The organism is Novosphingobium sp. BL-S-20 (assembly GCF_055521635.1).
Window position 1 is genome coordinate 383,876 of sequence record NZ_CM145494.1, and the last position, 25,859, is coordinate 409,734.

A 25,859-nucleotide genomic window follows, 5' to 3' on the forward strand; every position below is an offset into this window, starting at 1 on the left:
CGCTACGAAAATGCCCGAAGGGCATTTTCAAACCTGAATCTAACCCACCAGACCGGAAACCGTCGCCAAGCCGAGGAAAACAAGGAAGCCCATCGAATCCGTTGTCATCGTCACGAAGATGGACGAGGCGATGGCCGGGTCCGCCTTGAGCCGTTCCAGCGTCAGCGGCACGAAGACGCCCGCCATGCCCGCGATCAGGATATTGGTCATCATCGCCATGGCAATGACGAGGCCGAGCGTCACGTTGCCGAAGATCAGGCTGACCACGATGCCGATGACGACCGCGATCGTGCAGCCGTTGAGCAGGGCGATCGACATCTCGCGCCGTACCGCACGCCAGGCGTTGGAGGCGGTCAGCTGGTTGGTGGCGAGCGCGCGGACGGTGACCGCCAAGGTCTGCGTCCCGGCATTGCCGCCGAGGCCCGCGACGATCGGCATCAGCGTGGCCAGCGCCACCATCTTCGAGATCGTGCCCTCGAACAGGGCGATCACCGAGGAGGCCAGCGTGGCGGTGAGCAGGTTGGCGATCAGCCAGCGCACGCGCGCGGAATAGGCGTCGCGGATCGGCTCGTTGATGTCGCCGTCGCCCGCGCCCGAGAGCAGCAGGGTGTCCTCGCCCGCTTCTTCCTGAATGATGTGGACGATGTCGTCGACGGTGATCTGGCCGATCAGCCGCCCGTGATCGTCTACCACGGCGGCGGAGATCAGCGCATATTTCTGGAAGCGCAGCGCGACTTCTTCCTGGTCCATGTCGGCCGGGATCAGGGTCTGGTCGCGGGCCATCACGTCGTAGAGCGGGATGTTGCGCGGGGTGCGCAGGATCCACGAGAGCGCGCATGTGCCGATCGGGCGGTGCATCGGATCGACGATGAACACTTCCCAGAACTCGGTGGGCAGCTCGCGGTGCTCGCGCAGGAAATCGATGAGATCACCGACGGTCATCGATTCGTGGACGGCCACGAAATCGCGGCTCATCAGGCGGCCGGCGGATTCCTCTGGATAGGACAGCGCCGTCTCGATGGCGGCGCGGTCTTCCGGCTCCATCTCGGCCAGGACGGCCTGCTGGTCTTCCTCGTCGAGGTCTTCCAGCATCGCGACGGCATCGTCGGTATCGAGCTGTTCGGCGATTTCCGCGACGACGTCGGCAGGCAGCGCCTCGACCAGGGCTTCGCGCACCCAGTCGTTCATCTCGGCGATGACTTCCACGCCCATCAGGTCGCGGATGGCGCGGGCGAGACCGAGGCGTTCGTTCTCGTCGACCAGCTCGAACAAGTCGGCGATGTCGGCGGGGTGGAGCGGCTCGACGAGGTCGTAGACGCGCTCGAAGTCCTCCTCGTCCAGCGCATCCTTCACGCTGCGGACGAATTCGGCCTTGAGGCGATTGTCGTCGTCGAGGCTTTCCGATTCAGGCACGTCGTGACGCGCGGTGTCTTCCGCCTGTTCCGCCGGGTCGTCCTTGAGGTCCGCTTCGCTCATGCTGGCCGGTCTACGCAGCTATTTCGCGATTGCAACAGGGGGCGGGCGGGATTGGAAAGTTTACCCGGACGGAGGACGATAAAGTCCGGTTCCGTAATCATATCGTCACCCTGAACTCGTTTCAGGGTCCATCGTGCAGCGGAACCCGAAGCGTCGATCTTTTACGCCGCGATCTCGGCTTGCTGCCGCAACCACCACGCTTCCGGCCAGATGGACCCTGAAACAAGTTCAGGGTGACGGGAAAGACGAACGGCACAAAGGCGCAACCGAACGCTCCCCGCGTGACATTGCCGAACCAGCCCCTATATCGGGCGCCAACACCCGCCCGGCTGCGGTCCCGCACCGGCACAAGGAGACCCGCAATGGCTGACGAATACCTGACGCTCACGCTCGACACCGGCAACGGTGAAGGCGGCGACGTGAAGATCAAGCTGCGCCCCGACCTCGCCCCCGGCCACGTCGAGCGCATCAAGGAACTGACCGGCGAAGGCTTCTACGACGGCATCAAGTTCCACCGCGTGATCCCCGGCTTCATGGCGCAGGGCGGCTGCCCCAACGGCACCGGCATGGGCGGTTCGGACAAGCCCGACCTCCAGGCCGAATTCAACGCCGAGCCGCACGTGCGCGGCGTTTGCTCGATGGCCCGCACCAGCTATCCGCACTCGGCCAACAGCCAGTTCTTCATCTGCTTCGACGACGCACGCTTCCTCGACAAGCAGTACACCGTCTGGGGCCAGGTGGTCGAAGGCATGGAACTCGTCGACGCGCTCCCCAAGGGCGAGCCGCCGCGCGAGCCGGGCAAGATCGTCAAGGCGACCGTTTCGGAAGGCTGATCCTTTCCGAAAGCCTGAACCGAGAAAAGGGCGGCTCCGCGAGGGGCCGCCCTTTTTGTTTGTGAGGTCAGTGATGGGGCCTGTCGGGCATGGGGGCGGCTACTTTTCCCGGAAGCGGTGTCGGAATTCTGAAGCCTTCGCTGCAAATCCGTCCATTCCTGTGGCAATCCAGCACGGTGTCGATCCTGTCGCGGATCGCTTCGAGGCGAGCGCAGGACAAACCCATTTCCGTTTGCAACACGAGCTGCGGCTTCGGATCGAACCGTTGGGCGGCTTCCAGCATCTGGTCGAGCACTACATCGGAAACCGGTGCGCCATTCCAGTATGCTGCACCGTTCCGGTCGAGAGTCAGTCGATTGTAATAAGTCTCCGGACCCATTTCCTCAGGCGGCGTCCAATAGCTTCGCGGTGCGGTGCAGGCGACAGACCCTTCATCGGAACAGCCTGCAAGAGCGGCCGAGGCCAGCATGGTCAAGGCGAAGAACAGGCGTCGCATCGAGGGGCCGTTTTCGTGGGTCACTCGGACCTGGCGGCCTTGGCCTTCTCGTCCTTCTCAAGCTGGGCTTCGGACACGCCGAGCAGCTTGGCGAGGCGGGCCTTCTCGCTCTTGGAAAGGTCCGCGTAAGTGCGCGGCTCCGGCAGGCTGGCGCTGGCGGCTTTCACCTTTTCGACGATGGCGGGCATCTGTTCCATCAGCTTGGGCACGAAGCCCTGCATCTTGGCCATGACTTCCGGCGACATCATGATGAGATAGGAATCGGCGGCATAGGCCTTGCCGGTCGGCGTCGCGAAGAAGGCGTTGAGTTCGCCGAGCTGCGCGGCGCTGTACTTGCCCGCATAGGCCTGGGCCAGGCCGTCGCGGATATCGGGTTCCACCTGGGTCATCAGCGGGATCATCTCGCCCATCATCGTGCGGGTGGAGATCTGCATCCGCTCCTTGAAGGCCGGGTCGTAGATTTCCATGATCTCGGCCATGGAAGCCTCGCCCAGTTGCTCGGTATCGACGCCGCTGAGGCCTGCAAGCTGCTTGAGCGGCAGCTTCATTGTCGAGTCCATGATGGAATCCATCATCTTGTCGAGCGTGCCGTTCATCAGCCTTGCGTAACTTCCGAGAGGGAACACGTAGTCGACCGTCTGGCGGGCGGCGGCGATGCGGGCGGGGTCGGTGACGGGCCCAGGAGTGGTAGCTGCGGCAGCAGGCTCGGCGGCGAAGGCGGGTGCCGTCGAGGCGAGCAGGGCTGCGGCGGCAGCCGTGAACACAGTGAAACGCATGGTCTTGACCCCTGATCTTGCAAAGTTGCGGGTTTCATACCGCGAAGCCTGTGCAGGGGGAATGACATTGGCGGTTAGGGGGAGCGCATAGCAGGGCTGCGGGGCGGCGAGCGAAGCTCCCGAGTCACCACCGTTACCAACACCGAGTCACAACCTCGCCATCGCAAAACCTCGTCGCCCCCGCGAAGGCGGGGGCCCCGCTTATCTTGCGGCAATGCGCGAGGTTGAAAAAGGCAGCGGGGTCCCCGCCTTCGCGGGGACGACGGGTATGTGGGAACTCCGTCGAGGGGTGCTTACAGCCCGGCTTGCAGCAGCCACTCGTGGAAGATGCGCACCGGGCGCGATTCCAGCGCCTTGGGCTTGCAGACGAACCAGTAGCGATACGGGCTTTCCACATCGATATCGAACAGCCGCGCCAGGCGGTTGTCGTGGCTGCGGCGGAAGTGGTCGTCGTGCATGATCGCGATGCCGAGACCCTGCGCCGCGGCTTCCAGCACCAGCTGGCCGGAGTCGAAGCGGTCGACCGAGGCCGGTTCCAGCTTTTCCATGCCGATCGCGTTCTTCCACGCGTCCAGGCTCTGCGGCAGGTCCTGGTGGATCAGGAAGGTCTGCTTGGAGAGGATCGCCTCGTCGGGGACGGAGCCGATCTCCCGCGCCATCTCCTGCGAGGTGATCGCGTAGACCTTGTTGTGGTCGAGCTGGATGCGATAGTAGGCGGGGTCCGGCTCGGGCGAGAGGATGATCGCCGCGTCCAGCGTGTCGCCCACGCGGTCTTCCAGATGGGCGCCGGTGTCGATGTCGATGTGCAGGCGCGGGTGCAGCTTGCGCAGTTCCGGCAGGCGCGGGAACAGGCGCTGGCCGCCGAACAGCGAAGGCACGCCGAGGTGCAGGCGCAGCACCTGGCCGCGATCGATCTGCGATTCCACCGCCTCGGCCAGCTCTTCCAGCTTGGGGCCGACGACGTTGTAGAAGGCCTGGCCTTCGTCGGTCAGCTTCATCGACTGGTGCTGGCGGGTGAACAGGCGCTTGCCGGTGAAGTCTTCGAGCGCGGCGACGCGGCGCGACAGCGCGGAAGGCGAGAGGGCCAGTTCGTTGGCAGCGGCCTTGGCCGAACCGAGGCGGACGACGCGAACGAAGGCTTCAAGCGCGCGCAGGGGGGGGAGTCGGCGTACTGGCAATGGCTCGTCTTTTCACTCGGGGTCTGGCGCCGCCGGAAAGCGGCGCCCAAGGATCATTCGGTTTCTTCGGCCATTTCCGTGACCGGCGGATGCAGGCGCAGCCGCGTGACGCGGCGCTCGTCGCCATCGGTGACTTCGATGCGCCAGCCGCTGTCGTGGTCGAGAACGGTGCCGACGGCAGGGACCTGTCCGGCCAGGACGAAGGCGAGGCCGCCCAGCGTATCCACCGCTTCCTCGACTTCCGCGAGGCGGGGATCGATCCTTTCCGCCACATCCTCTAGTTCGACGCGGGCGTCGGCGTCCCACATACCGTTCTCTTGCGAAATTAGCAACTCTTCGGGGGCGTCGTCGTGCTCGTCCTCGATGTTACCCACGATTTCCTCGACGAGGTCCTCGATGGTGATGATCCCGTCGGTACCGCTGTACTCGTCGATCACCACGGCGAGGTGGGTGCGCTGGGCGCGCATGTCGGCCAGCACGTCCAGCGCGCCGCGCGCCTGGGGCACGTAGAGCGGCTGGCGCAGCAGGCTCGACCAGTCCTCGGGCGGCTGCTCGCCGCGCGCGAGGATGGGGAACACGTCCTTGATGTGGATCATGCCCTTGATGGCGTCGAGCGAGTCGCCATAGACCGGCATGCGGCTGTGGCCGTGCTCGGCGAAGGCTTCCACCACTTCGGCCCATGTGGCCGAGGCGGGGATCGCCACGATCTCGCTGCGGGGCACGGCGATGTCGTCCGCATCGTGCTCGCTGAAATGGAGCAGGTTGCGCAGCATCTGCCGCTCGATCGAGGAAAGGTCGCCGCGGGCGAGGGCCTCGTCCTCGGTATCGCCTTCATGTTCGTTGATGACGCCTTCGATCTGCGCGCGAAGCGACTGATCGCCGTCGTTCTGGAAAAGCCTCCGAAATACACGCCAGAGCGTGCCGGTACTGTCCCCGTCTCCCGAGCCGGACTCGGTGTGGCGGCCATTGTCGGCCATCGTCCTGTGTTACCCCTGTAAGGTTAAGTTCTGTCGCCATATGGGTCGGCAATGCCGATGAGGGCAAGAGCCTTTGTTTCAAGGGCCTCCATTGCCTCGGCATCGGCGTCCGAAATCTCGTGGTCCAGCCCGGCGAGATGGAGCAGGCCGTGGACGATCAGGTGGCTGGCGTGATGCTCCACCGGGACGCCCTTTTCCCCGGCCTCGCGGGCGCAAGTCTCGAAGGCGAGGGCGAGATCGCCGAGCATTTCCGGCGGCCCGTCGGGCGCGAGATCGAGCAGATCGGCGCGTTCGAGCATGGGGAAGGACAGCACGTTGGTCGGCTTGTCCTTGGCCCGCCATTCGCGGTTGAGGACGTGGACTTCCTCGTCGGAGGTGAACAGCAGGCTGGCGAGCAGGCGCGGGTTGTCGAGTTCCGGCGCCACCTGCACCAGCGCTTCGAGCGCGGCTTCGGCAAGGTCGGCCCAGTCGGTAGTTGAGGGCCAGGGGGCTTCGATATCGATTTCGAGATCCATGGGGGGCGTTTACTTTGTGTCGTTCGTCAGGTCGAGCGTGAACGCATGACCGGCCTCGGCAGGAGTCGCAAGCTGTTGCCGATGGAGGATTTTCGGGCCAGAAGCGGCGATGCGGGGACTTGCGATAAGGCGCACGCAATAAGGGGGGATATCGATAATGGCGCTGTTTCTGGCTCTGGCGGCGGTTGCCGGTTCCGATGGGGTCGATGAAAACCTCACGCGGATGGTATCGTTATATGACGAAATCTGCCTTCATGCGTTTCCAGACGATGACGCCGTCGTTGCGCTCCTGAAAAAGCGCGGTGCGCAGGAGATGTCCGCGCAGGACGTCAAGGTCACGATGAACGACGATCCGGCGCGAGGCTGGCGTTTACCCGGCGAATCCACCACCGTCTGGCTGGAGTTTCCGCCGTTTCATGCCTGTTCGGTTCGCTGGAATGCACCGCGCATGCCGGACATCCAGCCCTACATCACGGTTCGCGATGCCTATGTAAAAGCCAATGCACGCGCGGGTTCGATCACCGAAAAGGCCTTCGACCAGGAGGTCAACCAGTTGCACATCAAGGCTTCAATGACGGCGTTCGACGGGAAGACGGAAAAAGCCGATGGAAGCGGCGAAAGCCTGTTGTTCATCGAGCAGAGCATCAGCGATGCCGGACGGCGCGCCATCGGCGAGACCGGTTATGTGCTGCGTTTCGTCCACCAAGCCTATGGTAAGGCGGCGGCCACGGGCGAATGACGCATCCATGGCCACCGGCTTCGCTTATTGCTCGTACTGGCTGAGCGGCCCCTCGTAAGCCTCGACGATCCGCCCGACGATGGGATGGCGCACCACGTCCTGCACGGTGAAGCGCGTGACGTCGATGCCCTCGACACCTTCCAAACGGCTCACCGCGTCGGCGAGGCCGCTCATGCGGTCGCCGCCGGGGATGTCGACCTGCCGGGGATCGCCGCAGACGACCATGCGGCTGTTCTGGCCGAAGCGGGTGAGGAACATCTTCATCTGCTCGCGCGTGGTGTTCTGCGCTTCGTCGAGGATGACGAAAGCGTCGGCCAGCGTGCGGCCGCGCATGAAGGCGATCGGCGCGATCTCGATCTCTCCCGAGGCGAGGCGGCGTTCCACCTGTTCGGGCGGCATACAGTCGTAGAGCGCGTCGTACAAGGGACGCAGGTAGGGATCGACCTTGTCCTTCATGTCGCCGGGCAGGAAGCCCAGCTTCTCGCCCGCTTCCACGGCGGGGCGCGAGAGGATCAGGCGCTGGACCGAGCCGGTCATCAGCTGGCTGACCGCCTGCGCCACCGCGAGGTAGGTCTTGCCCGTACCCGCCGGACCGAGCGCGAAGATCACGTCCGAACGGGCGAGCGCGCGCATATACTCGATCTGCGTGGCCGAGCGCGGCACGATCGTCTTGCGGCGAGTGCGGATCATGATCGGCGGGGCGCCGGTATCGCCGGAGATGATCCCCTCCAGCGTCGGTTCTGCCGACATCACGATCAGTGCCTCGACCGCGCCGGAATCGAGCGCCTGGCCCTGCTCCAGCCGATGATACATGCTTTTGAGCGTGTCGCGGGCGCGGGCGACGGCGTCTTCCGGGCCTTCGATCTGAATCTTGTTGCCGCGCGCGGCAATGTAGACGCCGAGGCGATTTTCGACCTGTACGAGATTGGCATCGAACTGGCCGAACAAGGCCCCCAGCAAAGTCTGCTCGTCGAACTCGACTTCGACACGCGCCCGGCGATGTGCTTCGGGCCTGAACTGCGCCGTTTCACCGGCACGTGCTGCTTTGCGGGCCATGTGCTCCTTTCAGATGAGGATGCTTCGTTCTGTCTTGAAGATGGCTCCGCGCGCCGCTTCCTGCAAGGCATGTCTTTTTGAAAATTGCTCGGTTCATGGGGGATAACCGCCCGTTTCGGCGCGCTCTCCGGCGATTTGTCGCAGGGCTGAGACAAACCTGAAATTTTCCTGCAAACAACATTTTAAGTCCGTTCATCTTGCGTGGTGCAAACCTGAACTCACAGACGGACCAGAGCCTCTTGGGTTTCCCGGTCCGATCGGTTCAAGGAGAAGCACAATGCGCAAGTTCATCATGGCCGCCCTGGCAGCAAGCGTCATCATCCCCGCGGCGGCGGTGCCCACCATGGCCTCGGCCCAGAGCGCCCGCGAAGTGCGCGAAAGCGCCCGCGACGTCCGCCACGACCAGCGCGACTTGCGCCAGGCCCAGCGCTACGGCGACCGCCGCGACGTCCGCGAAGCCCGCCGCGACCTCAACGATTCCCGCCGCGAGCTGCGCGAGGACTGGCGCGACTATCGCAAGAGCCACCGCAACGATTTCCGCCGCCCCGCCTATGTCGGCCCGCGCGGCTATGCCTATCGCCCGGTCGCCGTCGGCCACCGCTTCCAGCCGAACTACTATGGCAGCCGCTACTGGGTGAACGACTATGGCCGCTACCGTCTGCCCGCGCCGCGCGCCGGCCACCGCTGGGTTCGCTACGGCAACGACGTGGTCATGGTGAACATGCGGACCGGCCGGGTGGTCGCCGTCAACAACGGCTTCTTCTGGTAAGTCTCTAAACAAAGTCCCCTTCCAAACCGCCGAGTCCCTGGCGGGTCGCGAGGAGCCTCCGGTGCATGCCGGAGGCTCCTTTCTTTTGTCCGGCGTTCTTCGGGGCGTTTTGGCGATGCGACGAAGCGGTCTTGCGGGCGGGAGGCGCAAGCGGCTAGCCTTTGCCCATGAGAAGGACTTCTTCCGCCAGGACGGCTCTGGCACTCGCTCCGCTGCTCGCACTCGGCCTGTCGCTGGCCGCCTGCAAGAAGGACGCCGCGCCGTCCGAACCCACTGCCTCAGCCAGCGCCGAGCCGGTCGAGGACGTGACCGAAGCCGCGCCGATGACGGCGGAGGACTGGATTCGCGCCCACCACAAGGACGCGGTCTCCAGCGACCTCGGCAAGCTGCAATATGCCGCGGCAGAGGTTGACCTCGACGGTGACGGCACGCCCGAAGTGCTGGTCTATCTCGGCGGGCCGATGTTCTGCGGCACCGGCGGCTGCAATCTCGCGGTGCTCAAGCGCCAGGACGGCGACCTGATCCAGGTGAGCGAGACCAGCGTGGTCCAGCTTCCGGTCGGCGTGCTCACCAGCAAGTCGCACGGTTGGCGCGATCTGGCGGTCACGGTCTCTGGCGGCGGCATGGCGGAAGGCATCTCGCGGCTGCGCTTCACCGGCAGGACCTATCCCGGCAATGCCAGCGCCGAAGTGAGCGCCGACGCGGCGCCGATCAGCAAGCCGCTGATTACGGAAGATGCGCTGAAGCCGCTGGATTGATCCCGGTCCGGGTTATTCCTGAGCCTTGCCTATTACTCTTCGTCATCCTGAACTTGTTTCAGGATCCATTTCTGACCATAGACGGCGGGTCTATCGGCGCGATGGATCCTGAAACAAGTTCAGGATGACGGCAGTGTGAGGGGGAAGCTTTAACACGCCGCGGAAAAAGTCAGTTTCGGACCGTTTGAGCGCCTGATTTTGATTAGGTTTAGCGCCAACGGGGTGGTGTCATCGGTATCTGTTGACTGCCGCGCTTGCCAGGACCCTTCTTTCTGCGGATTTCGGGCACAGTTATGCTGCCACCAGCAGCTTTGGTAGCCTGATGAGATTGTAAGCCGCAGCGGTCAATGTGAAGTTCCACCCCACGCGGGCTTGCCCTCGATGTCGGGTCTTGCGCAGGTTTCCGCTGGTCTTGGCCCAGCCAAAGACCTCTTCGATCCGTTTCCTGATCCGCTGAGAAACGGCGTAACCAGGGTGGCGGGTGGTGCGCCCATCAATGGCGGAGCGCCTGCCATTGACGTTCTGTGCCACGTGCGGGGTAACTCCGATCTCGCGCAACGCGGCGACGAAGTGGACGGTATCGTAGGCTTTGTCTGCCGCCAGCGTGATGCGATGACGCCCCTTCATACGGCTAAGCATGGTCAGCGCGGCCTCCCGTTCGGCCGTGCCCGTGGCATGGGTGAGCGTTGCATCCACAACCAGACCGTGCCGGTTTTCCATGAGGACATGGGCCATGTGGCACAGCTTCGCGGCCTGACCGCGTGCCTTCTTGAATAGCCGGGCATCAGGATCGGTGGTTGAGGCGTGGGTGAGGTTGCTCCACTTCTCGCCATGGAAATCGCGCTCAGCATTGCGCCCCTTGGCCTTGGCGTGACCGTTTTGTCCGGTACCCGAAGCGCTGTCGTCGTCGTCACCGTCCGAGGCGGTGTCATCCTTGGGCCTGAAGCTCTTTATGCTCGCCCAGGCTTCGATCAGCGTACCGTCCACCGAGAAGTGGTCGTCTGACAGCAGCGCCTGCACGCGCGATTGCCCTACGATCGCGGACAGAAACTTGGCGGCGATATCGCCGCCAAGCAGCCTCTCGCGGTTCTTGGTGAAGACCGTCACATCCCAGATCGGCGCATCCATCGCCAGCCCTACGAACCAGCGGAAAAGCAGATTGTAATCCATCTGCTCCATCAGCTGGCGTTCCGAGCGGATCGTATAGAAGGCCTGCAGCAGCAGCGCACGCAGCAGCTTCTCGGGCGGGATCGACGGCCGGCCAATACGCGAGTACATCGCGTCGAAATCCCCCGACATCACCTCAAACGCCTCGTCGACAATTGCACGGATTGCCCGCAGCGGATGATCCGCCGGTACCCGAGCTTCGCAGCTCACGTAAGAAAACAGCCCTTCGCTCCGGTGATCGCCGCCGCGCATCTTCAATCCTTCAACCTCGGTCGAGGCGACTTGAATCACCTCAACGGCCTCAAGGGAAGTTCCTTTTTCCGCGACCTGTTAAGCCGCCAACCAGCGCCGGAACGCCGCATTGACCGCTTGGGGCTGCTCCATCGGCGCCATATGCCCGGCATCCGCGATCACCTCATAGACCGCGCCGGGCAGTGCCCGCACCATTTCCTCGGCCAGATGCGGCGGGGTGAGGGCATCCTCTGCGCCCACCATGACCATCGCCGGAACCGTCACCGAACCCAGCGTCTCCAGCGAATCCGCGCGGTCGATGATCGCCGCCTGCTGGTCCATGTAAGTGCCGAAACCGACGCGCAGCGCCATCTGCACGACTTCCTCGAACAGCGCCTCCGGACAGTCCGGCGCGACCAGCTGGCGCAGCGATCCGCGCAGCACCGCTTCGAACCCGCGCGAGCGGGCCGTGGCGATGGCGGCGCGGCGCAGCGCCGCCTGTTCCTCGCTATCGGCGCGGGCATTGGTATCGACGAGGGCGAGCCGCGTGACCCGCTCCGGCGCGCGGCGCCAGATTTCCATCGCGACATAGCCGCCCATCGAGAACCCGGCGATGGCGAACCGCTCCGGCGCAGCGTCCAGCACCCGGCCCGCCATCAGCGCGATCGAATCGTCCTGCAGCGTATCGCCGACAGTCACTTCCGCGATATCGGCAAGCCCCGCGATCTGCGCCTGCCAGACGTGCCGGTCGCAGGACAGCCCCGGAACCAGAACCAGCGCCTGCTTCCCGGTCACGCGGCCACGGTCTCCAGCAGCCTGCCGGAAACGGCGTTGTAGCCGCTGTCCACCAGCTCCACCCGGACCAGATCGCCCACCGCCACATCGCCCTCGAAATAGACTGATTGCAGCCACGGCGACTTGCCCAGCCACTGGCCGGGCAGCTTGCCCTTGCGCTCCACCAGCACTTCGCAGGTCTTGCCGACCGAGGCCGCGTTGAAGGCGGTCTGGTCACGGCCCAGCGCGGCCTGGAGGCGCATGATGCGCTCGGTCATCACTTCGGCGGGCACCTGCCCGGTCATCGTCGCGGCAGGCGTGCCCGCACGGGGGCTGTACTTGAAGCTGAAGCACTGCGCGTAGCCCACCGCATCGACCAGCGCGAGCGTCTCCTCGAACTCGGCATCGGTCTCGCCGGGGAAGCCGACGATGAAGTCGCCCGAAAGCGCGATATCGGGCCGCGCCGCGCGCACCCGTTCGAGCACTTTCAGATAGCTCTCGGCGGTATGGCTGCGATTCATCACCTTCAGCACCCGGTCGCTGCCCGCCTGCACCGGCAGGTGGAGGAACGGCATCAGCTTCGCCACTTCGCCATGCGCGGCGATCAGGCCGTCGGTGAAGTCGTTGGGGTGGCTGGTGGTGTAGCGGATGCGGACGAGATCGGGGATTTCGGCGAGTTCGCGGATCAGTCCGTCGAGACCGACCTGGCGCCCCTTCGCATCCTCGCCCGTCCAGGCATTGACGTTCTGCCCGAGCAGCGTGATCTCGCGCGCCCCGGCATCGACCAGCCGCAGTGCCTCGTCGATCAGGTCGGCATGGGGGCGCGAAACCTCGGCGCCGCGCGTATAGGGAACGACGCAATACGTACAGAACTTGTCGCAGCCCTCCTGCACGGTGAGGAACGCGGTCGGACCCGAGCGGCGGCGCCGGGGGAGGGCGCCGAACTTGGTCTCGGCAGGCATGTCGGTATCGGTGACGCGCTTGCCCTCTGCGGCGACGCGGATCATCTCCGGCAGGCGGTGATAGGCCTGCGGGCCGACCACCATCTTCACCGCGGGCGAGCGCTTCATGATCTCGTCGCCCTCGGCCTGCGCGACGCATCCCGCCACCGCGATCAGCGGCGAGGAACCGTCCGTGCGGCGTAGACGGCCAATGTCGGAATAGACCTTCTCGGCTGCCTTTTCGCGGATATGGCAGGTGTTGAGCACCACCAGATCGGCCTCCTCACCCTCCGGCGCGGCCGTGATGCCCTGCTCGGCCAGCAACTCGCCCATGCGCTCGCCGTCATAGACGTTCATCTGGCAGCCGAAGCTCTTGACCCGATAGGTCTTGGGAATCTCGATGGAAGGCATGGGGGCGCCGATACACGCATTTCGGGCGGTTTTGAAGGGTTGTCGGTGAGGGGGAGGAAGAGAAGATTTCCGGGGGATGATCCCCCGGACCCTCGAAATGTCAGCCTTGCGCGCGGTTTCGTCGTCGCGCTGCACTTGCCGGGTGGGATGAGAAAGGCCTTCGGCCGAGGCTGGACCAGTCAACGCCGCAACGGTTGCATCGGCCCCGAACGAGGAAACCGTCGTCCCCGCGAAGGCGGGGGCCCCGCTTTTCTCGGCGAGGCCAGATAGAAAAAGCGGGATCCCCGCCTTCGCGGGGACGACGGGAATTGCGGGAAAGAAACGTCTCGCATCCCACCTCGTCATCCTGAACTCGTTTCAGGATCCATCGTGCCGCCGAAACCGGAACCTTGTACAGCAAGCCGCACTCTCGGTTGATTAGCTAAAGGGCGGTGCCTCCTGGCGAGATGGACCCTGAAACGAGTTCAGGGTGACGGCGCGGAATGCGGGTAGGCGGCCGCACCCACGCGTCATATGAGTGAACCTGTTGTCAGTGTTGATGGCGACAGGGGGATAAAGGTGGGCGTACTCAGAATATTAGCCGTGGCTGTGGCGCTGCTTCCTTCGCCAGCTCTGTCAAAGGCCGACTGGCGGTTCATTTCGGATGCCGCATGGGAAGGCGACAATACGCACTACGTGCTTCAAGTCGATAAAGCCTCACTGCGGCGCAATGGGCCCAACGCCACCTATTGGGTGCGCATTGCAAACTCTGAAAACTTCACATGGACCAACGAAGGTGTCGTTTTACACGCGCGATTGGGGCCGTCGCTGTATGAAAATAACTGCACGACACGTCGTTTCAGAGTGATCCAAGGGTCAATCGTATTTGGTTACGAAGGTCCAACGATCCCCTTGAGTCGACCAGCCGGTTGGCAATATATTGTGCCGGACAGTCTCGCTGAGAAGGTTCACGCATTCGTGTGTGGACCTTAAAACGGCGTCGTTTTACGCGAGGCTTAGAGTCTCGAATGTCGGCGCATCCCGAAACTCCACCCACCCCCAAACCATTTTCCTACAACCACCCCCTCGCGATACCTTGCGCGGCATGACCCAGCCCCGCACCCGCCGCTCCAATTCCCATTACCGCTGGACCAAGGCCAAGGCGCTCGCCTTTCTGGACTTGCTCCACGAGGGCCGCTCGGTCGCGGCGGCGGCGCGGGAGGTGGGGATGAGTCGCCAGTCCGCCTATCGCCTGCGCGCGGCTGGGCGAGGGCTTTGCCGCCGTCTGGCACGAGGCACGGCGCCGCGCGGCTATCCGCAGGGCGGTATAAGGTGACACTTCCGGCACAAGGTGACGGTTTTCCCCTGGACCGTGTCAACCGTGTCAACCGTGTCAACCAGACTGTCACCTTGCAGCCTGTTCCCCTTTCGCCGCAGTTACGCTATCCGCGCGCGTCATGAGCGATAACCAGACCCTTTACGCCGCCTTCGCAGGCCACCTCAACGCCGCGCTCGATGCGCTCGAAGCAGCGGGCACGCTGCCCGGCGGGTTGAAGCGAAGCGCGATCACGGTCGAGCCGCCGCGCGATCCCTCGCACGGCGACCTTTCGACCAATGCGGCCATGGTCCTCTCCAAGCCCGCAGGCATGAAGCCGCGCGATCTGGCCGAGGCGCTGGTTGCAGAGCTGTCGAAGCTCGATGCGGTGACGTCCGCCGAGATCGCCGGACCGGGCTTCATCAACTTGCGCCTCTCGGCCGCGACCTGGATCGCCGAACTGCGTGCGATCGGCGCGCTGGGCTCGAACTATGGCCGCTCGGAAATGGGCGGCGGCACCACCGTCAACGTCGAATATGTCTCGGCCAACCCGACCGGCCCGATGCACATGGGTCACTGCCGCGGCGCCGTGGTCGGCGATGCGCTGGCGACGCTGCTGGAGTTTGCGGGCCACAAGGTCATCAAGGAATATTACGTCAACGACGCCGGTGCGCAGGTGCAGGTGCTCGCCCGCTCGGCCCACGTCCGCTACCGCGAGGCGCTGGGCGAGGCGGTCGGGTCGATCCCCGAAGGCCTCTATCCGGGCGACTACCTTGTTCCGGTCGGCCAGCAGCTCGCGAACGAGTTCGGCAACAAGTACGTCGCCGCCCCCGAATCGGAATGGCTGACGCTGTTCCGCGAAAAGGCCGTCGCCGCGATGCTGGTGATGATCAAGCAGGACCTCGGCCTGCTCGGCATCCACCACGACCTGTTCTCCTCGGAAGCCGAACTTCAGGCCTCGGGCAAGCCGGACGAAGCCGAAGCCTGGCTGCGTTCCAAGGGCCTCGTCTATGACGGCGTGCTCGAAGCGCCCAAGGGCAAGACGCTGGAAGACTGGGAAGCGGTGGAACTGCCGCTGTTCAAGTCGACCGCGTTCGGTGACGATCAGGACCGCCCGATCAAGAAGTCGGACGGCACCTGGACCTACTTCGGCGCCGACCTCGCCTACCACTTCCAGAAGGCCCAGAGCGCGGATGCGCTCGTCGACATCTGGGGCGCGGACCACGCGGGCACCGTCAAGCGCATCAAGGCCGCCGTCGCCGCCATGACCGGCGCCGATGGGGAGCCGACCCCGTTCGAGATCAAGCTGGTCCAGATGGTCCAGCTGCTGCGCGACGGCGAGCCGGTGAAGATGTCCAAGCGTTCGGGCAACTTCGTGACTTTGGCCGAAGTCGTGACGGAAGTGGGCAAGGACGTGGTGCGCTTCACCATGCTGACCCGCAAGCCCGAAGCGCAGATGGACTTCGACTTCGCCAAGGTGGTCGAAGCCTCGAAGGACAACCCGGTGTTCTACGTGCAATACGCCAATGCCCGCGTTCACTCGACCTTGCGCAAGGGGCAGGCCGAGGGCGGCTTCACCCCCTCGGGCGAGCACCTCGAACTGCTGGGCGAAGAGGAACTGGAGCTGGTCAAGCTGGCCGCGCAGTTCCCCCGCATCGTCGAAGCCGCCGCCGCCGCGCGCGAGCCGCACCGCATCGCCTTCTTCCTTGGCGATGTCGCCGCGGCCTTCCACGGCTACTGGAACCTCGGCAACGACCGCGTGGAAAAGCGCTTCGTTAACGCTGCCGACGCTAACCTGACCGGCGCACGGCTTTTCCTGGCCGCGCAGATCGGGCAACTTGTCCGCAATGGCCTCGCGCTGCTCGGCGTCGAGGCAGTGGAGGAAATGTAAGTCATGGCGAATTGGGGCCAGAATCAGGAAGGCGAGGACCGGGACGGTGAAAGCCGCAGCGGGTCCTTCCATGACGACCTGAACGCGGGGCGCTCCGCCTCCGGTTTCGAGGGCGCGGAGCAGGCTCCCCGCAAACTCGAACTCGGTGACGAGGACGTGCGCCTGCCCTGGCTCGAAGGCGAGGACGAGGAGTTCGAGGACCAGCAGGGCGGCGGCAACGGCCAGACCCTGCTGCTCGTCGGGCTTGCCGTCGCCGCCATCCTCGTGATCGTCGGCGGCATCTGGTGGGCCACCCGCCAGAAGACCGAACAGCCGCTGGTCGCCAGCGGCGGCGTGATCGAGGCACCCAAGGAACCCTACAAGACGCGGCCGGAAAATCCCGGCGGCGATGTCGTGGCGGGCACCGGCGACACCAGCTACGCGGTCGCCGAAGGCCAGTCCCGCATGCCGCAGATCGGGCAGGGCGAGGCCGACAGCGCCCCGGCGCCGCAGCCGTCGCCCAAGCCTTCGCCCTCCGCCAGCGCCTCCGCCAAGCCGGAACCTGTCGTGACCGGCGTGGGCGTGCAGGTCGGCGCTTATACCTCGAAGCCCACCGCCGAAGCGGGCTGGAACGCGCTGAAGGTGCAGTATCCCGCCCTGTCCGGCGTGAGCCACCGCATCGTCGAGGGACAGGCGGATATCGGCAAGGTCTACCGCCTCCAGGCCGTGCCCGGCGATCTCGCGGCGGCGCGGGCGCTTTGCGGTGGGATGAAGTCGGCTGGGCTGAGTTGTCAGGTTAAGCAGTAAGTGAAGGGAAAAGCAGGGGCCATCGCCCCTGCACCCCGAAACTGTCGAGGTCACGCCCTACCTCGCCGTTGCGCGCCCATGGCGGCGTCGGGAGACTTATTGGCTGCGCCGCAAGGAGCGCACAACGGTTAGGCGGCGCGCGAGGTAGACATTACGAGGGTCTGGGGGATCTCCTGAGCTTGTCGAAGGGCCCCAGGACTTCTCCCTTCTCCTTTCCACACTTCCCACCCCTGGAAATCTTGCGAAAACCGCAGAATCCTGCGACCAACCGCACTTATGACACCCGCGATCTTCGGCCTTTCCGGGCTGACCCTCAGCGCCGACGAGCGCGCGTTCTTCCGCGATGCCGATCCGGTTGGCTACATCCTGTTCGGCCGCAATGTGCAGGACCGCGAGCAGCTTCGCGCGCTGACCGATGAGCTGCGGGCGATCCACGGGCGCGAGCGGCTCTACATCACCATCGACCAGGAAGGCGGCCGCGTCGCGCGGATGAAGCCGCCGGTGTGGACTGCCTATCCGCCGGGCGGGGCGTTCGACAGGCTCTATGAACTCGCTCCCGCCAGTGCGATCGAGGCGGCGCGGGACAATGCCGAGGCGCTCGGGCTGGACCTTGCCGAAGTGGGCGTGACTGCCGATGCGCATCCGCCGCTCGACATACGGCACCCCGGCGCGCACGATATCGTGGGGGACCGCTCCTTCGGCGGCGACCCGATGCGCGTCGCGGCGTTGGGGCGGGCGACGCTTCAGGGGCTGGCGCGGGCCGGGATCGTCGGCTGCATGAAGCACATCCCCGGCCACGGCCGCGCGATGGCGGACAGTCACAAGGAATTGCCGACCGTCGAGGCGAGGGAGGAAGAGCTGGAACTCGACATCGAGCCGTTCCGCACTTTGAAGGACGTGCCTTTCGCGATGACCGCGCATGTCCGCTATACGGCGTGGGACGCGGAGAACCCGGCGACGCTTTCGCCTTTCGTGATCCGCGAGATCATCCGCGAGCGCATCGGCTTCACCGGCCTGTTGATGAGCGACGACCTCGATATGCAGGCGTTGTCCGGTAGCGTGCCCGAATTGGCCGAGCGCGCGATTGCGGCGGGCTGCGACATTGCGCTCAATTGCTGGGCGAAGATGGACGACATGGTCGGCATTGCGAATCGCGTTCCGGCGATGAGCGCGCAGGCTCTCGAAAAGCTCGACCTTGCGCTGGCCTCGGTCGCGGGGGCGCAGGCCACCGGAACCCACGCAGAACTGCTCGCGCGTCGCGACGCTCTGTTGGCGCTGGCGGCTTGAGCGTGGACGCTTCTTCCGAACTTCCTCTCGATCTGCCCGCTGCCGATGGCGGCTGGGAGGGCGAGGAGCGCGCCGAAGCTCGCAAGGAAGCGCTCTATCTGGAGATCGAGGGCTGGGAAGGCCCGCTCGATCTGCTGCTCGATCTTGCGCGGCGGCAGAAGGTGGATTTGCGCCGGATCTCGATCCTCGAACTGGTCGCCGCCTATCTCGACTATATCGACCGGGCCGAGGCGCTGCGGCTGGAACTGGCGGCGGATTATCTGGTGATGGCGGCCTGGCTTGCCTACCTGAAGTCCTCGCTGCTGCTGCCCAAGGACGAGCAGGCCGATCCCAGTCCCGAGGAACTGGCCTTGCGGCTGCAATTGCGTCTGCAACGGCTCGGCGCGATGCGCGAGGCGGCAGCGCGGCTGATGGGGCGCAACCGGATGGGCCGCGACGTCTTCGCGCGCGGTGCGCCGGAAGGGCTGCGGGTGGAGCGCAAGTCGGCCTGGCAGTGCTCGTGGTACGATCTCGTGCGGGCTTATGGCGACGTGAAAGTGCGCAGCCAGCCGGTGGTCCACATGGTCCGCGAGCGCATGGTGATGACGCTGGACAGCGCGATCGCCCGTGTCTCCACGATGCTCGGCGTCTCGCTCGACTGGATGGATCTTCGCGATTTCCTTCCTCCGGCGAGCGAAAGCTGGGCCAATCCGCAATTGCGGCGCTCGGCGCTGGCCTCCAGCTTCGTCGCCGCTCTCGAACTCGCGCGCACCGGCAAGGCCGAGATCGCGCAGGAGCAGACGTTCGGTCCGCTCCGCCTGAAGGCCTGTAAGTAAGATGGCTGGCAAGTAATATGACGGAACCGATGGACGACCTTCTCCGCGCGGTGGAGGCGACGCTGTTCGCCGCCGAGCAGCCGCTGACGGTCGAGCAGATTTCGAACCACCTCGGCCAGGCCGACGTGCGCCCGGCGCTCGCTCGGCTGCGGAAGGACTACGAAGGGCGCGGCGTGCTGCTGGTGGAGCGCGGCAAGCGCTGGCACTTCGAGACCGCGCCGGACCTGGCCCATCTGCTGCGCCGCGAGAAGGAAGACGTGCGCCGTCTTTCGCGCGCGGCGACCGAAGTGCTGGCGATTGTCGCCTATCACGAGCCGGTCAGCCGCGCTGAGATCGAGGCGATTCGCGGGGTCCAGACCGCCAAGGGCACGCTCGACGTGCTGATGGAAGCGGGCTGGGTGCGCGTTGCCGGGCGCCGTGAGGTTCCCGGGCGCCCGGTGATCTACGCGACGACGCCCGATTTCCTCGCGCATTTCGGGCTGGGATCGCTGCGGGAATTGCCGGGCCTGGAGGAACTGCGGGCGGCGGGCCTGCTCGATCCTGTGGATGACGAGATGATCGAGACCGCGCTGCGCCCTGGCAAAGTGCCCGGAGAAGACGCGGAACCTGAGGACGAAGAAGCTGAGGACGGGGCGGCGGAAGAGCTTGTCGATCCGGACCTCTTCCTGGAAGATGACCGCTAAGCGACCGCAGTTGGTCATATCAATGACGGACTGGCAAGTTCGCGGTAAAATGCCTAGATGGGCTCTATGCGGTCGGAATCGGTCGCACGGTTTTTGGAGTTGAGGTTATGGGTAGCTTCTCGATCTGGCACTGGATGATCGTCCTGGTGATCGTGCTCGTGCTGTTCGGACGCGGCCGCGTGTCGGAAATCATGGGTGACTTCGGCAAGGGCATCAAGAGCTTCAAGCAGGGCATGAACGAGGAAGAGAACAAGACTTCCTCGACCACGGCCCCGCAGATCACCGCCCAGCCAGGCGATGCTCCGGTTGCTTCGGCGAAGGCCGAGAACAAGACCGAGCAGTCTTAAGAACGCTCTGGACCCGCGCTCGCAATGTTCGACGTAGGTGCTTCGGAACTTCTTCTGATCGTCATCGTGGCGGTCGTCGTCATCGGACCGAAGGATATGCCTTTGGCGATGCGGACGGCCGGGCGATGGATCGGCAAGATGCGCAAGATTTCCGGCCATTTCCGCGCCGGCATCGACGCCATGGTGCGCGAGGCCGAGCTTGAGGAGATGGAGCGCAAGTGGCGCGAGCAGAACGAGGCCATCATGAAGGCCAATCCGGTTCTGCCCGACATCAACCAGATGCAGGCGCCGACCGGTTCGGAAACGCCCTCGCTACCGCAACCGGCCGAAGCTGCGCCAGTTGCCGAGGGTGACGGGGTGGGCGAGCATCAAGCCAAGCCCGCGCCGAAGCCTGCCGAGCAGGCCGAAATGCATCTTCCGCCGCCGCCGCCCTGATCTTTCAGACCAAGTTCCTCTTTTAGAAGCCGCACCATGCAGCCCTTCCGCATTTCAGACATAGACGATACGCAGGCGCCGCTGCTCGAACACCTGATCGAGCTGCGTACCCGGCTTCTGCGCGCCTTCCTGGCCTTCGCGGTGGCTTTCGGGGTCTGCTTCTATTTCTCCAGCGATATCTTCGCCTTCCTCGTTCGCCCGCTGACGGAAGCGTTTCCGCCCGGGCAGGGCAAGCTGATCTACACCAAGCTCTACGAAGCCTTCTTCGTGGAAGTGAAGATCGCGCTGTTCGCGGCGTTCTTCGTCAGCTTCCCGGTGATCGCCAACCAGATCTGGCAGTTCGTGGCCCCCGGTCTCTATGCCAAGGAAAAGAAGGCGTTCCTGCCGTTCCTGGTGGCGACGCCGGTGCTCTTCACGATGGGCGCCGCGCTGGCCTATTACGTGGTGATGCCCACGGCCTTCCACTTCTTCCTGACCTTCGAGGGGCAGAAGGGCGGCCTCAAGCTGGAAGCGCTGCCCGGCACGGGGGACTATCTGGCGCTCGTCATGCAGTTCATCCTGGCCTTCGGGATCAGCTTCCTGCTGCCGGTGCTGCTGATGCTGCTCAACCGCGCCGGGATCATCACCCGTGCGCAGTGCGTAGGTGCGCGTCGTTATGCGATCGTCGGCATCTTCATCATTGCCGCCGTGGCGACGCCGCCGGATGTCGTCTCGCAGCTGCTGCTCGCGATTCCGTTGCTGGCGCTTTACGAAGGCACGCTGCTGTTCATGTGGTTCACCGAAAAGCGCGATGCGCGCGAGAAGGCAGCCGAGGAAGCGCAGGCACCTGCCGAGACAGGCGCGCCAACGGCCTGATCGCTACGTTGAGGTGACGGGATAAGGACGCGCATCACCTGACGATGGCGCCGGGAGACCCACTCGCTGCCAATGAGCGCACACCGGATAGGCGGCGCGCGAGGCAGACATTCCGAGGGTCTGGGGGATCATCCCCCAGCACTTCCCTTCCCTGATCCTACCGCGGCAATCTGCCCGTACAAACGTACTTGAGCACAAGCCCGTCCTCCCCGGCCCACTGCACGGCTGAGACGGCAGGGCTGGCCTCGCTCCAATCCCGCAAGACGGTCCCATCGGGCCGAACGATCTGCCAATGGTAGGCGAGCGCTCGACTTCCGGCGCAGTCCACCGCGCGGTCGGTATAGAGCAGGGTCCCGGTCGGATATCCCGCGTTGGGGCGAAGCAGGACCTGCATCTGCCGGAACTGCCGCCCGATCATGCCGGTGTGGACGCTGGCTTTGTCGACATAAACGCGGCGGCCCATCAGGTTCTCGACCTGGGGCACGAAGAGGCGCTGCCACTGGGCCGCCGTGCCTGCGGCGACGGCGGGCGTCGCCAGCAGGGCCAGCAGCGGAAGGCAGCACCCGATCGGCGGCATCAGAGCGGTGACCCGTTCTCGTCGCGGTAGATGTCGCGGCGGCCGACATGGTTTGCCGGGCCGACGTAGCCGTCCTGCTCCATGCGTTCCACCCACTTGGCGGCGGTGTTGTAGCCCACGCCCATCTGGCGCTGCAGCCAGGAGACCGAGACCTTCTGGTTCTCGAACACCAGCTGGCAGACCTGCCGGTACTTGCGCTCTTCCGGCTGGTCCGAGGCGGTAGCGTCGAGGTCGTCGAAGCCGAACGAGCCTTCTTCCGGCTCGTTGGTGACGGCATCGACGTAGTCGGGCTTGCCCTGCGCCCGCCAGTGATCGGCGACGTGTTCGACTTCCTCGTCCGAGACGAAGGGGCCGTGGACGCGCTTCACCGGGTCGGAGCTGGGCTTGTAGAGCATGTCGCCCTTGCCCAGCAGCTGTTCGGCACCCTGTTCGCCAAGAATGGTGCGGCTGTCGATGCGGCTGGTGACGGCGAAGGACACGCGGGTCGGCAGGTTGGCCTTGATGACGCCGGTGATGACGTCCACCGAAGGGCGCTGCGTGGCCATGATCAGGTGGATGCCCGCGGCGCGGCTCTTTTGCGAGAGGCGCTGGATCAGAACTTCGATTTCCTTGCCGACGGTGACCATAAGGTCGGCCAATTCGTCGACGATGAGGACGATCTGCGGCAGGGTCTCGTAATCGAGCTGGCGGTCTTCGTAGAGTTCCTCGCCCGTTTCGGGGTCGAAACCGATCTGGATGCGGCGGCCGAGCGGCTTGCCCTTGGCGGCGGCGGCGCGGACCTTTTCGTTGAAGCTGGCAAGGTTGCGGACCGAAATCTCGCTCATCTGGCGATAGCGGCGCTCCATTTCCTCCACCGCCCACTTCAGCGCGCGCACGGCCTTGGGCGGCTCGGTGACGACCGGCGAGAGCAAGTGCGGGATATCGTCGTAGCTCTTGAGTTCCAGCACCTTGGGATCGACCAGGATCAGGCGGCACTGCGCCGGCGTCAGGCGGTAAAGCAGCGAGAGCAGGATGGTGTTGAGGCCGACCGACTTACCGGAGCCCGTCGTACCAGCAACCAGCAAGTGCGGCATCGTCGCAAGGTCGGCCACCACCGGCTCGCCGGCGATGTCCTTGCCGAGGATGATCGGCAGCATGCCCTTGTGCTCGGCGAAGGCTTCGGAGGCGACCATCTCCTTGAACGAGACCATCTGGCGGTCCGCGTTCGGCAGTTCGATGCCCATGACGGTGCGGCCGGGGATCGAGGACACGCGGGCCGAGATCGCGCTCATGTTGCGGGCGATATCGTCGGCCAGGCCGATCACGCGGCTGGACTTGATGCCCGGCGCCGGTTCCAGTTCATACATGGTGACGACCGGGCCGGTGCGCACGGCGGTGATCTCGCCCTTCACGTTGAAGTCGTCCAACACGGTTTCGAGCAGGCGCGCGTTGCGTTCGAGGCTGAGCTTGTCGATCTTCGGCTGCGAATTCGGCGGCGGGTCTTTCAGCAGGTCGAGGCCCGGCAGTGCGAACTTGTCGAACATGTCCTTCTGGCGATTGCCGATGTTGAGCTGCGCGGGGGTGGCCGCGGCCTTGGGGTCGCTGATCTCAGGCGCCTTGCGCGGCTTTTCCGCCGGGCCGTCGAAGGCGGCGGCGGACGGCGCATCGATGCGGGGGGCCGCTTTGGGCTTGTCGGTTTCCTCCGCCACGGTGCGCGCCTTGGCCTTCTCGGAGGCGGCAGGCGCGGCTTCGCCTTCGCCGCGCAGGCGTCCGATCCGGCCGGGCAGGGTCAGCAGGCGCACCCAGTCGACGGCGAAGACGCGGCCCGCAAGCGCGACACCGGCCAGCGCGCAGAGCAGCGCCAGCACCAGCTTGATCCAGCCCTGCACGATCTCGGGCGCGAAAGCGGCGAGGCCGGTCACGGCCTTGGCGCCGAGCAAGCCGGTGATGCCGCCCATCGAGGCGGGCAGCACGCCACCGGGCGCGGTGAAGACCAGCGACATGACCGTGGCGATCAAGGTCATCGCGATCGCCAGCACTGCCACCGGGCGCCACCAGCGCTGGTTGGAGTGCTCGATCTCGTTGTCGTCCTCTTCGACCAGCAGCCAGAGCTTGCGGGCGAAGACGTAGAGCAGGGGAATGAACAGCGCCGAGACCGGCCCGAACAGCACCAGCGCGCGCTCCGCCACCCAGGCGCCGACCGTGCCCATCCAGTTCTGGGCCGGGCCGCCTGCGGCGGTCGAGGCGGAGGGGTCGGTCTGGTGATAGCTTACCAGCGCGAGGGCGAGGAAGGTCATCGCCGCGAACAGCGTCAGCGCGCCGCTCAGTTCGGATGCGCGGCGCAGCGAGCGCTTGAGAACGGCGCGCCAGTTCGGCTTGGCGATACGCCGTCCGGGCGCGAGGGGCCGGGTGGCCATTAGGAATTCCCCCTGAAATCGGGCTCTGATCAGGCCCCGGATAATGCGCTCCGGCGGGACTCGCCGTCAAGAATGGATCGGGAACAGGCTTGTGGGCGACTCGCTTGCTCCTCAGGCAAGGCCCTGGATCGCCGCCCATTTTCGCGTCGGCAGATGGCACGCGCGATGGCGGGTCATGCCGCCGAGGGCAATCACCGGCACGGCGGATCGTGCGGCGAGAAGGTGGAAACGCACCGGCCCGAGCGTCGCCGCGCCGGGGTGGGAGCGGGTCGGGTAGACCGGCGAGAGCAGCACCGCGTCGGCGCGGGCGCGGTGGGCGCGGGCCAGTTCGCGCAGGGAATGGACGGTGACGAGGCGCAGTGTCGCAGGGCCTCGGGCCAGCTTTTCCGCCGGCCCATAAGCGCCGTCGGCCTTCCAGGTCCGCGCCTGCTTCGGTGTGCCGGAGACGACCACGCGGTGCCCGAAGCGCCGGGCCACGCGGGCGAGGGCCTTGAACCGGGCGCGGCGCTCGGCTGGAGCGAGGTGGTAATGCCGATAGATAAGCCCCGATCCGCGCGGCAGGCGGGCGAGTGCCACCTCTAGTGCGGGATCGTTGCGGGCATCGCTGATCAGCCAGATATGGGGAAGAGGCGGGTGGCGGTTCGGCACGAAGCCGCTATAGCAGCGCGCCATGGATCAGCCAGCAACTCCTCTCGCCGACATTCGCGCCCGTATCGCCCAGGCCGCCCGCATTGCCGGGCGCGAAGAAGCCTCGGTCGAACTCGTCGCCATTTCCAAGACCCATCCCGCCGAGGCGATCGCGCCGCTGATCGCGCAGGGCCAGCGCGTGTTCGGCGAGAACCGCGTGCAGGAAGCCGAGGCCAAGTGGCCCGCCCTGCTGGAGGAACACCCCGAGCTGCGGCTGCATCTCGTCGGCCAGCTTCAGTCGAACAAGGCCGAGGACGCGCTGGGCCTGTTCCACAGCATCCATTCGCTCGACCGGCCCTCACTGGTCGCGGCGCTGGGCAAGGCGATGGACAAGACCGGCCGCCGCGTGCCCTGCTTCGTGCAGGTCAATATCGGCGCCGAAGACCAGAAGGGCGGCTGCGCGATCGCGGACGTGCCCGCGCTGCTGGCCTCGGCGCGTGAGGCGCAGATTCCGGTCGCGGGCCTGATGTGCGTGCCGCCGCTCGGGATCGAGGCGGCACCGTTCTTCGCGCTGCTCGCCAAGATCGCGGACGACAACGGTCTCGACCAGCTCTCGATGGGCATGAGCGAGGACTTCGAGACCGCAGTGATGCTCGGCGCGACGCACGTGCGGGTCGGCAGCGCCCTGTTCGGCGCGCGCGGCTAGGTTCGCGAAGGGCCGGCGCGATTTTTCTCGCGTTTGACCCGCATCAAATCCCTCGCGGTGAAA

Annotated in this window: 28 protein-coding genes; 15 read left to right on the forward strand and 13 right to left on the reverse strand. The window is 65.3% G+C overall.

The features are described from left to right. Nucleotides 1-39: 39 nt before the first annotated feature. Nucleotides 40-1,476, reverse strand: coding sequence for a magnesium transporter (gene mgtE, locus ACZ1II_RS09520; protein ID WP_465146207.1), 1,437 nt, complete (start codon nucleotides 1,474-1,476; stop codon nucleotides 40-42). A 362-nt stretch (nucleotides 1,477-1,838) separates the two neighbouring features. Here mgtE and ACZ1II_RS09525 point away from each other — a divergent pair, with 362 nt between their 5' ends. Continuing rightward, nucleotides 1,839-2,309, forward strand: a complete 471-nt coding sequence (locus tag ACZ1II_RS09525; RefSeq protein WP_147216601.1) for a peptidylprolyl isomerase — start codon at nucleotides 1,839-1,841, stop codon at nucleotides 2,307-2,309. A 67-nt stretch (nucleotides 2,310-2,376) separates the two neighbouring features. On the opposite strand, the gene ACZ1II_RS09530 is transcribed toward ACZ1II_RS09525, so the two are convergent. The 5 genes from ACZ1II_RS09530 to ybeY all read right to left on the reverse strand — a co-directional run bounded on the left by ACZ1II_RS09530 (nucleotide 2,377) and on the right by ybeY (nucleotide 6,251). Then, entirely contained in the window at nucleotides 2,377-2,805 is a 429-nt protein-coding gene (locus tag ACZ1II_RS09530; protein ID WP_465146208.1) for a hypothetical protein, read from the reverse strand. Nucleotides 2,806-2,825: 20 nt separating this feature from the next. Continuing rightward, the gene (locus tag ACZ1II_RS09535; protein WP_465146209.1) at nucleotides 2,826-3,581 is read right to left on the reverse strand and encodes a DUF2059 domain-containing protein; all 756 of its coding nucleotides are present in this window, start codon (nucleotides 3,579-3,581) and stop codon (nucleotides 2,826-2,828) included. 293 nt (nucleotides 3,582-3,874) lie between these two features. Beyond that, nucleotides 3,875-4,759, reverse strand: coding sequence for a LysR substrate-binding domain-containing protein (locus ACZ1II_RS09540; protein ID WP_465146210.1), 885 nt, complete (start codon nucleotides 4,757-4,759; stop codon nucleotides 3,875-3,877). 53 nt (nucleotides 4,760-4,812) lie between these two features. Next, nucleotides 4,813-5,736: a hemolysin family protein gene (locus ACZ1II_RS09545; protein WP_465146211.1), complete on the reverse strand. Its 924-nt coding sequence runs from the start codon at nucleotides 5,734-5,736 to the stop codon at nucleotides 4,813-4,815. Nucleotides 5,737-5,759: 23 nt separating this feature from the next. Further along, nucleotides 5,760-6,251: an rRNA maturation RNase YbeY gene (gene ybeY / locus ACZ1II_RS09550; protein ID WP_465146212.1), complete on the reverse strand. Its 492-nt coding sequence runs from the start codon at nucleotides 6,249-6,251 to the stop codon at nucleotides 5,760-5,762. Nucleotides 6,252-6,408: 157 nt separating this feature from the next. On the opposite strand from ybeY, the gene ACZ1II_RS09555 reads away from it, so the two are divergent. Then, on the forward strand, nucleotides 6,409-6,990 hold the full coding sequence (locus tag ACZ1II_RS09555; protein WP_465146213.1) for an NMCC_0638 family (lipo)protein: 582 nt from the start codon (nucleotides 6,409-6,411) through the stop codon (nucleotides 6,988-6,990). A 24-nt stretch (nucleotides 6,991-7,014) separates the two neighbouring features. On the opposite strand, the gene ACZ1II_RS09560 is transcribed toward ACZ1II_RS09555, so the two are convergent. After that, on the reverse strand, nucleotides 7,015-8,046 hold the full coding sequence (locus tag ACZ1II_RS09560; RefSeq protein ID WP_465146214.1) for a PhoH family protein: 1,032 nt from the start codon (nucleotides 8,044-8,046) through the stop codon (nucleotides 7,015-7,017). Between the two features lie 277 nt (nucleotides 8,047-8,323). Between ACZ1II_RS09560 and ACZ1II_RS09565 the strand changes: the two genes are divergently transcribed. Together ACZ1II_RS09565 and ACZ1II_RS09570 are read left to right on the forward strand one after the other, a co-directional pair. Continuing rightward, nucleotides 8,324-8,815 carry an RcnB family protein gene (locus ACZ1II_RS09565; protein ID WP_465146215.1) on the forward strand — a complete coding sequence of 164 codons (492 nt, stop codon included), beginning with the start codon at nucleotides 8,324-8,326 and terminating at the stop codon, nucleotides 8,813-8,815. Between the two features lie 167 nt (nucleotides 8,816-8,982). After that, nucleotides 8,983-9,573 carry a hypothetical protein gene (locus ACZ1II_RS09570; RefSeq protein ID WP_465146216.1) on the forward strand — a complete coding sequence of 197 codons (591 nt, stop codon included), beginning with the start codon at nucleotides 8,983-8,985 and terminating at the stop codon, nucleotides 9,571-9,573. A gap of 291 nt (nucleotides 9,574-9,864) precedes the next feature. On the opposite strand, the gene ACZ1II_RS09575 is transcribed toward ACZ1II_RS09570, so the two are convergent. From ACZ1II_RS09575 to miaB, 3 genes are all read right to left on the reverse strand, one after another. Continuing rightward, complete coding sequence (locus ACZ1II_RS09575; RefSeq protein ID WP_465144525.1) at nucleotides 9,865-10,992, reverse strand: IS5 family transposase; 1,128 nt, start codon at nucleotides 10,990-10,992, stop codon at nucleotides 9,865-9,867. Between the two features lie 78 nt (nucleotides 10,993-11,070). After that, on the reverse strand, nucleotides 11,071-11,766 hold the full coding sequence (locus ACZ1II_RS09580; protein WP_465146217.1) for an alpha/beta fold hydrolase: 696 nt from the start codon (nucleotides 11,764-11,766) through the stop codon (nucleotides 11,071-11,073). Further along, complete coding sequence (gene miaB, locus ACZ1II_RS09585; RefSeq protein ID WP_465146218.1) at nucleotides 11,763-13,097, reverse strand: tRNA (N6-isopentenyl adenosine(37)-C2)-methylthiotransferase MiaB; 1,335 nt, start codon at nucleotides 13,095-13,097, stop codon at nucleotides 11,763-11,765. Before miaB ends, ACZ1II_RS09580 begins: the two co-directional genes overlap by 4 nt. Nucleotides 13,098-13,610: 513 nt before the next feature. Between miaB and ACZ1II_RS09590 the strand changes: the two genes are divergently transcribed. From ACZ1II_RS09590 to tatC, 10 genes are all read left to right on the forward strand, one after another. Continuing rightward, complete coding sequence (locus ACZ1II_RS09590) at nucleotides 13,611-14,069, forward strand: surface-adhesin E family protein (protein WP_465146219.1); 459 nt, start codon at nucleotides 13,611-13,613, stop codon at nucleotides 14,067-14,069. 112 nt (nucleotides 14,070-14,181) lie between these two features. Then, nucleotides 14,182-14,412 carry a hypothetical protein gene (locus ACZ1II_RS09595; RefSeq protein ID WP_465146220.1) on the forward strand — a complete coding sequence of 77 codons (231 nt, stop codon included), beginning with the start codon at nucleotides 14,182-14,184 and terminating at the stop codon, nucleotides 14,410-14,412. Between the two features lie 121 nt (nucleotides 14,413-14,533). Next, nucleotides 14,534-16,282 carry an arginine--tRNA ligase gene (gene argS / locus ACZ1II_RS09600; RefSeq protein ID WP_465146221.1) on the forward strand — a complete coding sequence of 583 codons (1,749 nt, stop codon included), beginning with the start codon at nucleotides 14,534-14,536 and terminating at the stop codon, nucleotides 16,280-16,282. A 3-nt stretch (nucleotides 16,283-16,285) separates the two neighbouring features. Beyond that, nucleotides 16,286-17,068 (forward strand): SPOR domain-containing protein, encoded by a 783-nt coding sequence (locus tag ACZ1II_RS09605; protein ID WP_465146222.1) that lies wholly within the window; start codon nucleotides 16,286-16,288, stop codon nucleotides 17,066-17,068. A 276-nt stretch (nucleotides 17,069-17,344) separates the two neighbouring features. Then, complete coding sequence (nagZ, locus tag ACZ1II_RS09610; protein WP_465146223.1) at nucleotides 17,345-18,355, forward strand: beta-N-acetylhexosaminidase; 1,011 nt, start codon at nucleotides 17,345-17,347, stop codon at nucleotides 18,353-18,355. Between the two features lie 2 nt (nucleotides 18,356-18,357). Then, nucleotides 18,358-19,170, forward strand: a complete 813-nt coding sequence (locus ACZ1II_RS09615) for a segregation and condensation protein A (RefSeq protein ID WP_465146224.1) — start codon at nucleotides 18,358-18,360, stop codon at nucleotides 19,168-19,170. A gap of 17 nt (nucleotides 19,171-19,187) precedes the next feature. After that, nucleotides 19,188-19,853 (forward strand): SMC-Scp complex subunit ScpB, encoded by a 666-nt coding sequence (scpB, locus tag ACZ1II_RS09620; RefSeq protein ID WP_465146225.1) that lies wholly within the window; start codon nucleotides 19,188-19,190, stop codon nucleotides 19,851-19,853. A 107-nt stretch (nucleotides 19,854-19,960) separates the two neighbouring features. Beyond that, a complete protein-coding gene (locus ACZ1II_RS09625; protein ID WP_465146226.1) occupies nucleotides 19,961-20,200 on the forward strand; it encodes a twin-arginine translocase TatA/TatE family subunit in 240 nt (79 codons plus the stop codon). A 24-nt stretch (nucleotides 20,201-20,224) separates the two neighbouring features. Further along, on the forward strand, nucleotides 20,225-20,635 hold the full coding sequence (tatB, locus tag ACZ1II_RS09630; RefSeq protein ID WP_465146227.1) for a Sec-independent protein translocase protein TatB: 411 nt from the start codon (nucleotides 20,225-20,227) through the stop codon (nucleotides 20,633-20,635). Between the two features lie 36 nt (nucleotides 20,636-20,671). Then, entirely contained in the window at nucleotides 20,672-21,490 is an 819-nt protein-coding gene (tatC, locus tag ACZ1II_RS09635) for a twin-arginine translocase subunit TatC (protein WP_465146228.1), read from the forward strand. Nucleotides 21,491-21,647: 157 nt separating this feature from the next. On the opposite strand, the gene ACZ1II_RS09640 is transcribed toward tatC, so the two are convergent. From ACZ1II_RS09640 to ACZ1II_RS09650, 3 genes are all read right to left on the reverse strand, one after another. Then, nucleotides 21,648-22,067, reverse strand: a complete 420-nt coding sequence (locus ACZ1II_RS09640) for a hypothetical protein (protein WP_465146229.1) — start codon at nucleotides 22,065-22,067, stop codon at nucleotides 21,648-21,650. Then, on the reverse strand, nucleotides 22,067-24,463 hold the full coding sequence (locus ACZ1II_RS09645; RefSeq protein ID WP_465146230.1) for a DNA translocase FtsK: 2,397 nt from the start codon (nucleotides 24,461-24,463) through the stop codon (nucleotides 22,067-22,069). The genes ACZ1II_RS09640 and ACZ1II_RS09645 overlap by 1 nt, the downstream gene beginning before the upstream one ends. Before the next feature lie 111 nt (nucleotides 24,464-24,574). Then, nucleotides 24,575-25,135, reverse strand: coding sequence for a thiamine phosphate synthase (locus ACZ1II_RS09650; protein WP_465146231.1), 561 nt, complete (start codon nucleotides 25,133-25,135; stop codon nucleotides 24,575-24,577). Here ACZ1II_RS09650 and ACZ1II_RS09655 point away from each other — a divergent pair. Then, entirely contained in the window at nucleotides 25,134-25,796 is a 663-nt protein-coding gene (locus ACZ1II_RS09655) for a YggS family pyridoxal phosphate-dependent enzyme (RefSeq protein ID WP_465146232.1), read from the forward strand. The two genes, ACZ1II_RS09650 and ACZ1II_RS09655, sit on opposite strands and share 2 nt — an antisense overlap. Nucleotides 25,797-25,859: the final 63 nt, after the last annotated feature.

Excerpts from the sequence above, each read along its gene's own strand:
- mgtE (WP_465146207.1), bottom strand. The coding sequence starts at position 1,476 with ATGAGCGAAGCGGACCTCAAGGACGACCCGGCGGAACAGGCGGAAGAC.
- ACZ1II_RS09525 (WP_147216601.1), top strand. The coding sequence starts at position 1,839 with ATGGCTGACGAATACCTGACGCTCACGCTCGACACCGGCAACGGTGAA.
- ACZ1II_RS09530 (WP_465146208.1), bottom strand. The coding sequence starts at position 2,805 with ATGCGACGCCTGTTCTTCGCCTTGACCATGCTGGCCTCGGCCGCTCTT.
- ACZ1II_RS09535 (WP_465146209.1), bottom strand. The coding sequence starts at position 3,581 with ATGCGTTTCACTGTGTTCACGGCTGCCGCCGCAGCCCTGCTCGCCTCG.
- ACZ1II_RS09545 (WP_465146211.1), bottom strand. The coding sequence starts at position 5,736 with ATGGCCGACAATGGCCGCCACACCGAGTCCGGCTCGGGAGACGGGGAC.
- ybeY (WP_465146212.1), bottom strand. The coding sequence starts at position 6,251 with ATGGATCTCGAAATCGATATCGAAGCCCCCTGGCCCTCAACTACCGAC.
- ACZ1II_RS09555 (WP_465146213.1), top strand. The coding sequence starts at position 6,409 with ATGGCGCTGTTTCTGGCTCTGGCGGCGGTTGCCGGTTCCGATGGGGTC.
- ACZ1II_RS09560 (WP_465146214.1), bottom strand. The coding sequence starts at position 8,046 with ATGGCCCGCAAAGCAGCACGTGCCGGTGAAACGGCGCAGTTCAGGCCC.
- ACZ1II_RS09565 (WP_465146215.1), top strand. The coding sequence starts at position 8,324 with ATGCGCAAGTTCATCATGGCCGCCCTGGCAGCAAGCGTCATCATCCCC.
- ACZ1II_RS09570 (WP_465146216.1), top strand. The coding sequence starts at position 8,983 with ATGAGAAGGACTTCTTCCGCCAGGACGGCTCTGGCACTCGCTCCGCTG.
- ACZ1II_RS09575 (WP_465144525.1), bottom strand. The coding sequence starts at position 10,992 with ATGCGCGGCGGCGATCACCGGAGCGAAGGGCTGTTTTCTTACGTGAGC.
- miaB (WP_465146218.1), bottom strand. The coding sequence starts at position 13,097 with ATGCCTTCCATCGAGATTCCCAAGACCTATCGGGTCAAGAGCTTCGGC.
- ACZ1II_RS09590 (WP_465146219.1), top strand. The coding sequence starts at position 13,611 with ATGAGTGAACCTGTTGTCAGTGTTGATGGCGACAGGGGGATAAAGGTG.
- ACZ1II_RS09595 (WP_465146220.1), top strand. The coding sequence starts at position 14,182 with ATGACCCAGCCCCGCACCCGCCGCTCCAATTCCCATTACCGCTGGACC.
- argS (WP_465146221.1), top strand. The coding sequence starts at position 14,534 with ATGAGCGATAACCAGACCCTTTACGCCGCCTTCGCAGGCCACCTCAAC.
- ACZ1II_RS09605 (WP_465146222.1), top strand. The coding sequence starts at position 16,286 with ATGGCGAATTGGGGCCAGAATCAGGAAGGCGAGGACCGGGACGGTGAA.
- nagZ (WP_465146223.1), top strand. The coding sequence starts at position 17,345 with ATGACACCCGCGATCTTCGGCCTTTCCGGGCTGACCCTCAGCGCCGAC.
- scpB (WP_465146225.1), top strand. The coding sequence starts at position 19,188 with ATGACGGAACCGATGGACGACCTTCTCCGCGCGGTGGAGGCGACGCTG.
- ACZ1II_RS09625 (WP_465146226.1), top strand. The coding sequence starts at position 19,961 with ATGGGTAGCTTCTCGATCTGGCACTGGATGATCGTCCTGGTGATCGTG.
- tatB (WP_465146227.1), top strand. The coding sequence starts at position 20,225 with ATGTTCGACGTAGGTGCTTCGGAACTTCTTCTGATCGTCATCGTGGCG.
- tatC (WP_465146228.1), top strand. The coding sequence starts at position 20,672 with ATGCAGCCCTTCCGCATTTCAGACATAGACGATACGCAGGCGCCGCTG.
- ACZ1II_RS09640 (WP_465146229.1), bottom strand. The coding sequence starts at position 22,067 with ATGCCGCCGATCGGGTGCTGCCTTCCGCTGCTGGCCCTGCTGGCGACG.
- ACZ1II_RS09645 (WP_465146230.1), bottom strand. The coding sequence starts at position 24,463 with ATGGCCACCCGGCCCCTCGCGCCCGGACGGCGTATCGCCAAGCCGAAC.
- ACZ1II_RS09655 (WP_465146232.1), top strand. The coding sequence starts at position 25,134 with ATGGATCAGCCAGCAACTCCTCTCGCCGACATTCGCGCCCGTATCGCC.
- ACZ1II_RS09650 (WP_465146231.1), bottom strand. The coding sequence starts at position 25,135 with ATGGCGCGCTGCTATAGCGGCTTCGTGCCGAACCGCCACCCGCCTCTT.